Origin of the sequence: Pseudoalteromonas sp. J010 (assembly GCF_003934235.1) — a bacterium.
GTDB lineage: Bacteria > Pseudomonadota > Gammaproteobacteria > Enterobacterales > Alteromonadaceae > Pseudoalteromonas > Pseudoalteromonas peptidolytica.
In genome coordinates, this window is record NZ_RDBW01000009.1 from 1 (window position 1) to 12469 (window position 12469).

At 43.5% G+C, this 12469-nt stretch carries 14 protein-coding genes and 1 pseudogene; 14 read left to right on the forward strand and 1 reads right to left on the reverse strand.

Annotated features, from left to right (window positions below; translation table 11 throughout):
- Nucleotides 1-690 precede the first annotated feature (690 nt).
- Together EAG18_RS05900 and EAG18_RS05905 are read left to right on the forward strand one after the other, a co-directional pair.
- Nucleotides 691-1707, forward strand: coding sequence for a TAXI family TRAP transporter solute-binding subunit (locus tag EAG18_RS05900; protein ID WP_125251475.1), 1017 nt, complete (start codon nt 691-693; stop codon nt 1705-1707).
- 36 nt (nt 1708-1743) lie between these two features.
- Complete coding sequence (locus tag EAG18_RS05905; RefSeq protein WP_125251476.1) at nt 1744-3843, forward strand: TRAP transporter fused permease subunit; 2100 nt, start codon at nt 1744-1746, stop codon at nt 3841-3843.
- A gap of 165 nt (nt 3844-4008) precedes the next feature.
- Here the strand turns inward: EAG18_RS05905 and plsB are convergent, their stop codons facing one another.
- Nucleotides 4009-6435 carry a glycerol-3-phosphate 1-O-acyltransferase PlsB gene (plsB, locus tag EAG18_RS05910; RefSeq protein WP_125251477.1) on the reverse strand — a complete coding sequence of 809 codons (2427 nt, stop codon included), beginning with the start codon at nt 6433-6435 and terminating at the stop codon, nt 4009-4011.
- Nucleotides 6436-6892: 457 nt separating this feature from the next.
- Here plsB and rpsJ point away from each other — a divergent pair, with 457 nt between their 5' ends.
- The 12 genes and pseudogenes from rpsJ to EAG18_RS05975 all read left to right on the forward strand — a co-directional run.
- On the forward strand, nt 6893-7204 hold the full coding sequence (rpsJ, locus tag EAG18_RS05915; RefSeq protein ID WP_010376390.1) for a 30S ribosomal protein S10: 312 nt from the start codon (nt 6893-6895) through the stop codon (nt 7202-7204).
- A 27-nt stretch (nt 7205-7231) separates the two neighbouring features.
- The gene (gene rplC / locus EAG18_RS05920; protein WP_010376387.1) at nt 7232-7867 is read left to right on the forward strand and encodes a 50S ribosomal protein L3; all 636 of its coding nucleotides are present in this window, start codon (nt 7232-7234) and stop codon (nt 7865-7867) included.
- Nucleotides 7868-7884: 17 nt separating this feature from the next.
- Nucleotides 7885-8487, forward strand: coding sequence for a 50S ribosomal protein L4 (rplD, locus tag EAG18_RS05925; RefSeq protein WP_125251478.1), 603 nt, complete (start codon nt 7885-7887; stop codon nt 8485-8487).
- Complete coding sequence (gene rplW / locus EAG18_RS05930) at nt 8484-8786, forward strand: 50S ribosomal protein L23 (RefSeq protein ID WP_095728987.1); 303 nt, start codon at nt 8484-8486, stop codon at nt 8784-8786. Before rplD ends, rplW begins: the two co-directional genes overlap by 4 nt.
- 17 nt (nt 8787-8803) lie before the next feature.
- Nucleotides 8804-9628 carry a 50S ribosomal protein L2 gene (rplB, locus tag EAG18_RS05935; protein ID WP_010607737.1) on the forward strand — a complete coding sequence of 275 codons (825 nt, stop codon included), beginning with the start codon at nt 8804-8806 and terminating at the stop codon, nt 9626-9628.
- Between the two features lie 16 nt (nt 9629-9644).
- Nucleotides 9645-9923 (forward strand): 30S ribosomal protein S19, encoded by a 279-nt coding sequence (gene rpsS / locus EAG18_RS05940; RefSeq protein WP_010376377.1) that lies wholly within the window; start codon nt 9645-9647, stop codon nt 9921-9923.
- A 12-nt stretch (nt 9924-9935) separates the two neighbouring features.
- Complete coding sequence (gene rplV, locus EAG18_RS05945) at nt 9936-10268, forward strand: 50S ribosomal protein L22 (RefSeq protein ID WP_010376375.1); 333 nt, start codon at nt 9936-9938, stop codon at nt 10266-10268.
- Between the two features lie 12 nt (nt 10269-10280).
- A complete protein-coding gene (rpsC, locus tag EAG18_RS05950) occupies nt 10281-10982 on the forward strand; it encodes a 30S ribosomal protein S3 (RefSeq protein ID WP_010376374.1) in 702 nt (233 codons plus the stop codon).
- A gap of 13 nt (nt 10983-10995) precedes the next feature.
- Entirely contained in the window at nt 10996-11409 is a 414-nt protein-coding gene (gene rplP / locus EAG18_RS05955; RefSeq protein WP_095728988.1) for a 50S ribosomal protein L16, read from the forward strand.
- Entirely contained in the window at nt 11409-11600 is a 192-nt protein-coding gene (gene rpmC, locus EAG18_RS05960; protein ID WP_058031280.1) for a 50S ribosomal protein L29, read from the forward strand. Before rplP ends, rpmC begins: the two co-directional genes overlap by 1 nt.
- The gene (gene rpsQ, locus EAG18_RS05965) at nt 11600-11857 is read left to right on the forward strand and encodes a 30S ribosomal protein S17 (protein ID WP_125251479.1); all 258 of its coding nucleotides are present in this window, start codon (nt 11600-11602) and stop codon (nt 11855-11857) included. The genes rpmC and rpsQ overlap by 1 nt, the downstream gene beginning before the upstream one ends.
- 310 nt (nt 11858-12167) lie before the next feature.
- A pseudogene (locus EAG18_RS05975) lies at nt 12168-12356 on the forward strand (30S ribosomal protein S17); the annotation flags it as partial.
- Between the last annotated feature and the right edge of the window lie 113 nt (nt 12357-12469).

Sequence of the window (12469 nt, forward strand, 5' to 3'; positions counted from 1 at the left end):
TAGGTGCTGGTGTTGTAGCAACAATCGAAGCATAAGCTTTAGGTTGTAGCAATACACTGTAAAAAAGGTCGCTAGGTGCTGGTGTTGTAGCAACAATCGAAGCATAAGCTTTAGGTTGTAGCAATACACTGTAAAAAAGGTCGCGAAAGCGGCCTTTTTTAATGCCTATAGGAAATCAAAGGTAATACGTATATAGGCATGAGAGTGGCACGCTGACAATATATGGATTGTCATAATCAACACATATCCCCATTATCCATAAGAACCACACAACAATCTCCCGATATATCTTTTTGATGAACTAAAATCCACATTCTAACCACTCAATTAGCCTATTCTATAAGTTATACCAATTAGCTTTAATACTTGTTCAATTTGAAGGCGTAATACCAATTTGACTTAATACTTGCTCAATTTGAAGGAGTAAATCTGACGCTAACAGCGTTAAAAATTTCTTATTTAGAACAACTAAATAGCAAAATTTTTGCCTTGCCTACAGGACGTAGGTACCTCGGCGTGAGCAGGACGCGGAAGCGGTGTTATCGACAAGATTTTCTCACCTCAAAATAGACGGCTTAATTAAAGATAATGGGTATTAATACTTTGCCTCCATTGACGTAAAAATTTGGTTAAATTCGTAAAGATGTGCAAAATAAGCCTGTATAAAAAATAAGATTAGGAAGTGAAATCATGTTAGCTCTATCAACCCGAGTGATTGTTGCTGTGCTCAGTACTGCAATTTCCCTATGTACTTTTACCAGTTATGCCAAAGTCGATAAGGAGAGATCTTATATTCTTGCAACAGCATCATCAGGGGGAACGTTTTATCCTGTGGGGGTTGCAATTGCGACATTAGCCAAACTTAAAATCACGCCACAGCATGGTATGAGTGTATCTGCTATAACCTCAGCAGGTTCGGGTGATAATCTAAAACTAATGCGAAATAAAGAGGCTGAGCTGGCTATCTTACAAGGACTTTATGGCGCTTGGGCAACGCAAGGCGAAGGGGCGATGTCCACGGCAGGAAAGCAAGACTATCTGCGTTCAGTAACTATGCTTTGGCAGAATGTTGAGCACTTTGTAATTGATAAAAAGTATGCCAAAACGGGTAATGTGTCAGACTTAAAAAATCTTTACTCGCAAGGATTTGGTATTGGTAAACGTAATTCAGGCACAGAAGGATCGGGCAAGCACATTATGGCTGCACTAAGTATTGATAGTGAGAAATTCACTTTGGTTCATAAAGGCTATGCAGGCTCTGCTAATGCGTTACAAAACGGTCAAATTGCAGGGATGAATATTCCCGCAGGCGTGCCAGTTAGTGCTATCACAAGTGCTTACGCTGCTGATGCTCAAGGGATAACTGTGCTTGATTTTACGGATGAGCAGCTACAAAAAGTAAATGGTGGGACTGAACTGTGGTCTCGTTTCGAAATTCCAGCAAACACTTATCCAGGTCAAACCAAAGCCATCAAAACGATTGCCCAGCCTAATTTCCTTGCTGTTCACAAAGATATGAACGAAGAAGATGTTTACCTTCTTACTAAGACGATTTATGAAAACTTGGTTTTTTTACAGACTATCCATAAAGCAACCAAAGCAATGGCAATTGAAAAAGCGTTAATAGGACTCCCTGCTAAATTACACCCAGGGGCACTAAAATATTATCAAGAAATAGGTATCGAGATACCTGCCCACCTGCAGTAGTTCTGGTCGTTAAGCAAAGTGAGACAGTATGTACCAATGAGTAGTATCAAAAATGAGCCGGATAGTTTAGTAGTACCAACAAAGCCCCAGAGTAACAAAGCAAGGCTAGCTTTCTATTTGGCGGTAATCACAAGCCTCTTACATCTTTATTTTAATTTAGTTGCTACCTGGCCAGACAATTATATTTCAGCCATTCACTTTATGTTGTTTGGGAGCTTTTTATTACTGACTGTGCCGCTTAAGAGTGGCAGATGGACATGGGTTGCTCATGTGATTGATGTTGGGCTATGTGTAAGCTTAGTACTCAGTTGTGGCTATCTCGTGCTCTATAGTGACGCATTGGCAGCACGTAACTATGAATTTGCAACAGCTGACTGGCTAGCATCGATTACCGCTACGTTAGTGGCGCTAGAGTTAGTTCGTCGAAGTATGGGATGGTTTATTCCCGTTATGATCATGCTGGCGATGAGCTATGTATTGTTTCTTGGGCAATATATTGACGGTATTTTTCATTTTGCAGGACTCAGCGCTGAAACAATACTGTTTCGAAATTATTTTGATGACGGGCTCTTTGGGCCTATTGCCAAGATCTCTTGGACATTCGTATTTATGTTCATCCTGTTCGGTAGCTTTTTAGTTCAAGCGGGAACCGGTGATTTTATTATTCGTTTATCTAACGCACTTGTTGGGCGCATGGTTGGTGGCCAAGGTTTGGTTGCTGTGGTGAGTTCAGGCATGATGGGGTCAGTATCTGGATCTGCGATTGCCAATACAGCTGCAACTGGTGTGATCACAATCCCTTTAATGAAGAAGGCCGGATTTCCGGCAAAATTTGCCGCTGCTGTTGAAGCTGGAGCCTCAACAGGTGGCCAGTTGATCCCACCAATTATGGGAGCCGGTGTGTTTGTGATGGCTTCATACACGCAGATCCCATATCTCACAATTATTGCGGCGGCGTTTATGCCAGCGGTACTGTACTTTGCTTCCATTGCTATTTTTGTAAGAATTCAGGCAAAGCGATTAGGTATTAAACCATCAGAACACGCCGAGCAATTGAGTGCATGGCAAGAGTTAAAAGCGGGTTGGCATCATCTGTTACCTATATTGCTGCTGGTTGCACTTATGGTTTATGGCTTTACACCCACCTACGCCGTTAGTATTGCAACCCTCAGTGTATACTTATTTTCTTTGGGGTCTCGCACGCCAATGGGTTATTCAAAAGTACTCGCAGCACTTGCTTCGGCAACAGAGAATAGCGCCAAAACAGCGGTGTTATTGGTAACTATAGGTGTGCTTATTAATTGTATATCTATCAGCTCACTTGGGGTTACTTTCTCTTTGATGATCAATGAATGGGCTGGGTCGAATTTGATGTTGTTGCTGGTGTTGATTGCATTGGCATCTCTAATCGTTGGAATGGGCTTACCTGTTACGGCATCTTATATTGTGTTAGCGACACTCTCAGCGCCTGCACTGTACGGATTGATCAGTCAATCTGCATTGGTAGAGGTGATAGTCAACGGCCAACTCAACGATACCGCGAACATGATGATGCAGATGATGGCGCCAAGCCTCAGTGAGATTTATAACTTGCCTACAACCAGCGCCAATGAGGTAATGACTATACTGGCTGGGTTACCACCAGAAGCCATTGAGATTATTCGTAGCAATCAATTCGATGCTTCGCACTTGGCGATGATGCTTCTATCAGCGCACATGATTATCTTTTGGCTGTCGCAAGATAGTAACGTGACCCCACCGGTGTGCTTGGTAGCCTTTACTGCGGCTGGGATCGCAAAAACTCCACCAATGGCAACGGGAGTAGAAGCATGGAAGACAGCTAAAGCCTTATATATAGTGCCACTATTATTTGCTTACACTCCTTTTATAGGCGGTACTCACGTTGAAGTGATGCAAATATTTTTTACTGCCCTCATCGGTATCTATGCACTGGTTGCTGCAATTTATGGATATGCAGAGTCTCAATTGAAGCCATGGATAAGAGGAGTTATTGCGATTGCTGGCGTGTCGTTAGTATGGCCACATCAAATGTACTATCTAGACATTGGTGCAGCAATGATGGTGATTTCCTTGATTGCAACGCAAGTTTGGGTGGCTAGAACGGCAAGAGCATAAAGAACTTCTTATTGAGAACAACTAAATAGCAAAGTTCTTTCTTGCCCTCACGGGTGTAGGTACCTAGGTGGCGTCGTTGCTACCAATAAGGTTTTCCCGCCTCAAAGTAGCTCGCTTAATCAAGCAAGTTGGTATAAAAGGCCCTAAAACATGGGCCTTTTAGCATTATACGATATGTTGAATGGACTGATAAATCCTAGCAGGAAGGAGTGCTTTTAAATGTTGCTCCAATGTCAGCAAAGTCGTTGTGCCACGAATACCTGTACCTTCATCTTGCTCAATAAAGCCCTGCTCTTTCAAACTAGAAACAAAAGCGCTTAGTACTTTCTTGTCAAAAAACTCGGGGCTTTTGACTCCATGCAATGTCCCAAGTCGCTCGGCCAGTAGTGCGCTCTCGCTTTCGAGCTCACTGCGACTCAAGCCCTGATGGTGTTTAACTAGGTTGATGGTGATTGCATAACGCTCTAGGGTCAAATGGATCACTTTACCTAGCATTTCAAGTTGAGCTAAGGCTGCCCCCTCTTTGTTAACAGAAGCTAGGTGTCCGTCAAATGAAATAAGCTTCTGGGCTGCAAAGAAGGATAAAATAGATTCGATATAATCGTCTTGAAGATCGGTTAAAAACCACTCTTTAGCGAATAAAGGGTATAGCAACTCAACTTCTTTTCTGCATTCATCAATGCTTAAGCTGTAGCGGTTGAAAAGCTGTTGCGCTATTAAACTAGGTACTGCAAATAAATGAAGAATATTATTTCGATAATAATTTAGCAGCGCACGCTCATGTTCTTTAACACTGATGATGCTACCAAAGCTATCGTCAATGACATCGAACTTATCGAGCTTTAGAGCATGACTCAAGAGTGCTTCAGCACTACAAGCTGGGATTGTAGCATTGTTGTGATAGGGGGCTTGCCTGTGTAACTCTAGGTACAATTCGAGCTGCTGTAATAGCTGCGGCTTTGGTAATGCAAACTGTTCATTACTTAACAATATTGTGGCAAGAAGGTTGACAGAGTTAAGCGCTGCAGAGTTATTTATCTCGGTCATGATCACCTCAGAGAGATCAGCCACTTGTTTGTTTAGCCACACAGGCTTTTGTGCTTCTGTTGGGTGGATTGATGCACGCCAGTCAGGCTGCTGTTCGTTTAGAAATTGATTGACAGAAATTGGCTCGCCAAAATTTAAGTAGCCTCGTCCGTAATTTTTCAGATTCTTAATAGCCTTAAAAATGCCAAATATAGACTCATTTTTTTTGCTATTGCCGGCTAACTCTTTTAGGTACGTATTGATTTCCATCACATGTTCATAACCGAGGTAAACAGGTACTAGCGAAATAGGTCTATCGATACCTCGTAGCATAGACTGGAGCGTCATAGCCAGCATGCCCGTTTTTGGTGGCAATAAGCGACCTGTGCGACTGCGTCCACCTTCGGTATAAAATTTGACAGAGTAGCCTTTAATGAATAGCTGGCTGAGGTACTCTTTGAATACCGCAGAATACAGCTTATTTCCAGAAAAGGAGCGGCGAATAAAGAAAGCACCGCTGCGTCTAAAAATAGGGCCTGCAGGGAAAAAATTAAGATTGACACCTGCCGCAATATGCGGAGGCACTAAGCCTTGGTGATAAATGACATAGGTAAGTAGTAAGTAGTCCATATGGCTACGATGACAGGGGACATAGATGATTTCATGACCTTTATCAGCAAGTGCTTGGACTTTATCTGAGTTATTTACCTCAATGCCATTATAAAGTTTATTCCAAAGCCAAGTCAGAGCCCTATCTGCTACGCGCACCATGGCATCGGAATAATTCGCCGCGATTTCATCAAGTAAAGATAATGCTTGTAAGCGTGCCTCTTCTTGACTAAGGCCTTTTGCTTTGGCTTCGTCGGCAATGGCTTTTTTGATACTTTGTGATGCCAATATTGAACTGAATAGTTGCTCACGAGAAGGGAGCTTTGGTCCAGTTGCTGCGAGTTTTTGGCGTCTAAAGTGCACTCTGGCAACGCGTAAAAGCTTATGAGGAAGCTCTTCAACATCGGCTTTATCAGTAAGTAGTTGGTTAAGTTCAATAGGGCGTGAAAATCGAACAAAGTTGTCACGACCTGAAAACATCACTACAAAGCACTTTCGCAACCAGCTTGGGGTCAGTGAATTTGATAACAGCGTGCCCACACCTGGTTTTTCTTTGCCTGGGTTTCTACCCCAAAGAATAGTCACAGGGATAACTTGGACATTTTGATTGATATCGGCTTTTAACGCTTCAAAAATTGCCTTGCTATGAGCAAGGGCATTGCTTGGCTTGTGGCTATTGCCAAATACGCTCGGTGGCGCTTGGATCCCAACAAACCGGTTGAGCTCTTTATTTCCTATTTTTTCTTTTTGGGAAGGTCTTGGCAAGCCAAGCTTCTTACACATTATATCCAACGCGACCATATCTGAAGTTGAATCTAACGTCGCCACATAAAAAGTAGGTATGCTTGGGTCAAGCTCATAGTCATTAATGGGATTTTCTGGCAATACTTTACTTTTGACGAAAAGCCAATTGCTACAACGAGCGATAGTGGTGAGCAAATAAGAAAAAATCTGCATGGAAATACCGAACAATTATCATTAATTATAGAATACCAAGATTTAACTGGACTGACCATTTCAACTGCTATTTTCAGCCATCTTGCTCTGTTTTTTGATGCTTTAAAAAGTAGCACAGTTATCTTAACGGACAATGATAGAAAGCTGTTTGTGCAGGTTGCTTTACTCTAAAGTTGCCAAGGCTGCGCCTAAACGCTGGTTATTTTACGGCCATAAAATTACTTTATAATAGTTGTTGCATTTATCACCAATATCACTATAATATGCAGACTTTCTTGACCATAGTGTCTTTGAAAGTAAATGAAAGGTCTGGATTTCAGGCCCTATGAACAGGAACTCCGATTGTGAGTTCAATGGTAGAAATAAATTAACAACCGACTTCTCAGGAATTATTGAGCTAGTCTCGGTCGTTTTTTTATGCTCTTTTTAAATGCTCTTTTTATTTTGAGGTTTAAGAATGTCAAATCAACGCATTCGTATTCGCCTAAAAGCTTTTGACCACCGTTTGATTGACCAATCAACGGCGGAAATCGTGGAAACAGCGAAGCGCACTGGTGCACAGGTTCGTGGTCCAATCCCACTACCTACGCGCAAAGAACGTTTCACAGTATTGATCTCTCCGCACGTTAACAAAGACGCGCGTGATCAGTATGAAATCCGCACCCACAAACGTCTGATCGACATCGTAGAACCAACTGACAAGACTGTAGACGCGCTAATGCGCCTAGACCTTGCTGCTGGTGTTGATGTTCAAATCAGCCTGGGTTAATCGGAAGATTAGAGAGGTTTTAGGAAAATGGCATTAGGTCTAGTCGGTCGTAAAGTGGGTATGACACGTATCTTCACTGAAGATGGTGTATCTATCCCTGTGACAGTTATCGAAGCGACTCCTAACCGTGTTACGCAGATCAAATCTGACGCAACTGACGGTTATAACGCGCTTCAAGTTACTGCAGGCGAGAAAAAAGCAAGCCGTGTAAACAAACCAGCAGCGGGTCACTTCGCTAAAGCTGGCGTTGAAGCGGGTCGCGGCCTGTGGGAATTCCGTCTTAACGGCGGTGAAGGTGAATTTGAAGTAGGTTCAGAGCTAACTGTTGAACTTTTCACTGAAGTGAAAAAAGTAGACGTTACTGGTACTTCAAAAGGTAAAGGTTTCCAAGGTGGTGTTAAGCGCTGGAACTTCAGCATGCAAGACGCAACTCACGGTAACTCTCTATCTCACCGTGCTCCTGGTTCAATCGGTCAAAACCAGTCTCCTGGTAAAGTTTTCAAAGGTAAGAAAATGGCCGGTCAAATGGGTAATGTTCGTTCTACGACACAGAACCTTGAACTAGTACGTGTTGACGCAGAGCGTAACTTGCTTTTAGTTAAAGGTGCAGTACCTGGCGCTATCGGCGGTGACGTTATCGTTAAACCAGCTGTTAAAGCATAAGTCCTGGAGATTTAGTGATGGAATTAGCAATTAAAGGCGCTGGTGCGCTTGAAGTTTCCGAAGCTACTTTTGGACGTGAGTTTAACGAAGCATTAGTACACCAAGTAGTTGTTGCTTACGCAGCAGGTGCTCGTCAAGGTACTAAAGCTCAACTGACACGTTCTGAAGTACGCGGTGGTGGTAAGAAACCATTCCGCCAAAAAGGTACTGGCCGTGCTCGTGCTGGTACAATCCGCAGCCCAATCTGGCGCAGCGGTGGTGTGAGCTTTGCAGCTAAGCCGCAAGATCACAGCCAAAAAGTTAACCGTAAGATGTATCGCGGTGCGATCAAGAGCATTCTTTCTGAGCTTGTTCGTCAAGATCGTCTAGTAGTTGTTGAAGATTTTGGTCTAGAAGCACCAAAAACTAAAGAACTAGTAGCTAAGCTTAAAGAACTTGAGCTTAAAGACGTACTAATCGTGACTGAAGAAGTAGATGAGAATCTATTCCTTTCTGCACGTAACCTGTACAAGGTTGACACGCGTGACGTAGCTGGCATCGACCCAGTAAGCCTAATCGCTTTCGATAAGGTTCTGATTACTGCTGCTGCTGTTAAGCAACTTGAGGAGGCGCTAGCATGATCCGTGAAGAACGTCTTTTAAAAGTAATCCTTGCTCCACACATCTCTGAGAAGAGCACTGTATCTGCTGAAGAAAACAACACGATTGTTTTCAAAGTAGCAAAAGATGCAAACAAAGCAGAAATTAAAGCTGCTATTGAAAAGCTTTTCGAAGTAGAAGTAACTGGTGTTCGCACTCTAAATGTTAAGGGTAAGACAAAGCGTACTGGTATGCGTTTTGGCCGTCGTAGCGATTGGAAAAAAGCATACGTTACTCTTAAAGAAGGTAGCGAGCTAGACTTTGTCGGCGGCGCCGAGTAATAAGGGGAGTTAGAATTATGGCACTTCAAAAGTGTAAACCAACTTCTGCGGGTCGTCGTCACGTCGTTAAAGTGGTTAACCCTGATCTACACAAGGGTAAGCCTTACGCTCCGCTACTAGAGAAAAACTCTAAATCAGGCGGTCGTAACAACAACGGTCGTATCACGGTTCGTCACATCGGTGGTGGTCATAAGCAGCACTACCGTGTAATCGACTTTACACGCACAAAAGATGGCATTCCTGCTAAAGTTGAGCGTCTAGAGTACGATCCAAACCGTAGCGCAAACATCGCTCTTGTATTATATGCAGACGGTGAGCGTCGTTACATTATTGCACCTAAGGGTCTTAAAGCAGGTGATGCAATCCAATCTGGTGTTGATGCACCAATCAAGGTTGGTAACACACTACCTATGCGTAATATCCCTGTAGGTTCTACAGTACACAACGTTGAACTTAAACCTGGCAAAGGTGCACAAATTGCACGTTCTGCTGGTGCTTACGTACAGATCCTTGCTCGTGAAGGTCAATACGTAACACTACGTCTTCGCTCTGGTGAAGTTCGTAAGGTTGAGTCTGATTGTCGTGCGACTCTTGGCGAAGTAGGTAACGCAGAGCACATGCTACGTTCACTAGGTAAAGCTGGTGCAAATCGTTGGCGTGGTATCCGTCCTACAGTTCGTGGTGTTGCCATGAACCCGATTGACCACCCACACGGTGGTGGTGAAGGTCGTACTTCTGGTGGTCGTCACCCTGTATCTCCATGGGGCGTACCTACTAAGGGTTACAAGACTCGTAAGAACAAGCGTACTGATAAGTTCATCGTACGTCGTCGTACTAAATAATAGTTGAGGAATTGCCATGCCACGTTCTCTCAAGAAAGGTCCATTTATTGACCTACACTTGCTGAAGAAGGTAGAGAAAGCGTTGGAAAGCGGTGACAAGAAGCCAATTAAAACTTGGAGCCGTCGTTCAATGATCATACCTAACATGATCGGATTGACCATCGCTGTCCATAATGGTCGTCAGCACGTTCCTGTGTTCATCACAGACGAAATGATCGGTCACAAACTAGGTGAATTTGCACCTACACGTACTTACCGCGGTCACGCTGCGGATAAGAAAGCTAAGAAACGTTAATCGGAGGGTATGATGGAAGCATTAGCTAAACACAAATTCGCCTCTGGTTCGGCGCAGAAAGCACGTCTAGTGGCAGATCAGATCCGTGGACTTCCGGTTGATCGCGCGCTAGAAATCCTGGCGTACAGCCCGAAGAAAGCGGCTGTATTAGTTAAGAAAGTACTTGAGTCTGCTATCGCGAACGCGGAGCACAACGAAGGTGCTGACATTGATGAGCTTAAAGTGGCTAAAGTATTTGTAGACGAAGGTCCTACAATGAAACGTATTATGCCACGTGCTAAAGGACGCGCAGACCGCATCCTTAAGCGTACAAGCCACATCACTGTTGTGGTATCGGATAGCTAGGAGATATAAGTAATGGGACAAAAAGTTCATCCTACTGGTATTCGCCTAGGTATCTCAAAGCCTTGGGTATCTACTTGGTACGCGAATACAAAAGATTTCTCTGAACAGCTTTTTGGCGATCACAAAGTACGTCAATACCTTACTAAGGAATTGAAAAGTGCTTCTGTAGCTAAGATCGTTATCGAGCGTCCAGCTAAATCAATCCGTGTAACAATTCACACAGCTCGTCCTGGTGTTGTTATCGGTAAAAAAGGTGAAGATGTTGAAAAGCTTCGCCAAGCTGTAACTAAGCTTGCTGGTGTACCTGCGCAAATCAACATCGCAGAAGTACGTAAGCCAGAGCTAGATGCACAATTAGTTGCTGACGGTATTTCTTCTCAGTTAGAGCGTCGTGTTATGTTCCGTCGTGCTATGAAGCGCGCAGTACAAAACGCAATGCGTCTAGGTGCGAAGGGTATCAAAGTTGAAGTAAGCGGCCGTCTAGGCGGTGCTGAAATCGCACGTTCTGAGTGGTACCGTGAAGGTCGTGTACCTCTACACACTCTACGTGCTGATATCGACTACGCAACTTCAGAAGCTTTGACCACTTACGGTATCATCGGTGTTAAGGTTTGGATCTTCAAAGGCGAAGTAATTGGTGGTCTTCCACTAGTTCAAGAGCAAGAGAAGCCAGCTAAACGTGCGCCGAAGAAAGCTAAAAAAAGTGCTAAGTAAGAGGTAGCGACTAATGTTACAGCCAAAACGTACAAAATTCCGTAAGGTACACAAAGGCCGCAACCGTGGTCTGGCTACCAGCGGTAACAAAGTTAGCTTCGGTTCTTTCGGCTTGAAAGCGACTGGCCGTGGCCGTATGACTGCTCGTCAAATCGAAGCAGCTCGTCGTGCTATGACACGTCACGTCAAGCGTCAAGGTAAAATCTGGATCCGTGTATTCCCAGATAAGCCAATTACAGAAAAGCCGCTTGAAGTTCGTATGGGTAAAGGTAAAGGTTCTGTTGAATACTGGGTTGCTGAAATTCAGCCTGGTAAAGTGCTTTACGAAATGGAAGGTGTTTCTGAAGAGCTTGCTCGTGAAGCATTTAACCTTGCTTCTCGTAAACTACCATTCAAGACAACTTTCGTAACTCGGACGGTAATGTAATGAAAGCTAGCGAATTAAAAGACAAAAGCGTAGAAGAGCTAAATGCTGAACTTCTTGAGCTACTTCGTGAGCAGTTTAACCTGCGCATGCAAGCGAGCACTGGTCAGCTAGCTCAAACTCACGAACTGAGAAAAGTACGTCGCAACATTGCGCGTGTTAAAACGGTTATTAACCAGAAGGCAGGTGCATAATGAGCGATAAGATCCGTACTCTTCAAGGTCGTGTAGTAAGCGATAAAATGGACAAATCAATTGTTGTTGCTATCGAGCGTCAGGTTAAGCACCCGATCTACGGTAAGTTCATCAAGCGTACAACTAAGTTGCACGCACACGATGAAAACAACACGGCACTAGCAGGTGACGTCGTGACTATTCGCGAATGTGCGCCAATCTCTAAGAAAAAATCTTGGATGCTAGTTGACGTGATTGAACGTCCTAAGAAAGCTTAATTTTAGTTTTTAACTAAATTAGACTTTTGATAAAGCCCCAGCATATGCCGGGGCTTTTGCGTTTCTGGATAATTTTTATAAATGGCTATCGAACGTCAGGTTATACCAATTTGCTTAATTAAGTGGTCTATCTTGAGGCGAGAAAATCTTCTCGATAACTCCGCTACCGCATCCTGCTATCGCTAAGGTACCTACATCCATATAGGCAAGGCAAAAATCTTGCTATTTAGTTGTTCTAAATGAGAAATTTTTAACGCTGTTAGCGTCAGATTTACTCCTTCAAATTGAGCAAGTATTAAGTCAAATTGGTATTAAGCATCCGATCTACGGTACTCTTTATAGAAAGAAAGCATCAAGCGTACAACTAAGTTGCACGCACACGATGAAAACAACACGGCTACTCACAGGTGACGTCGTGACTATTCGCGAATGTGCGCCAATCTCTAAGAAAAAATCTTGGACGCTAGTTGACGTGATTGAACGTCCTAAGAAAGCTTAATTTTAGTTTTTAACTAAATTAGACTTTTGATAAAGCCCCAGCACATGCTGGGGCTTTTGCGTTTCTGGGAAGTTGGTTATCGCCTTGATGGTCGGTATCACTAAAGTGTGCTG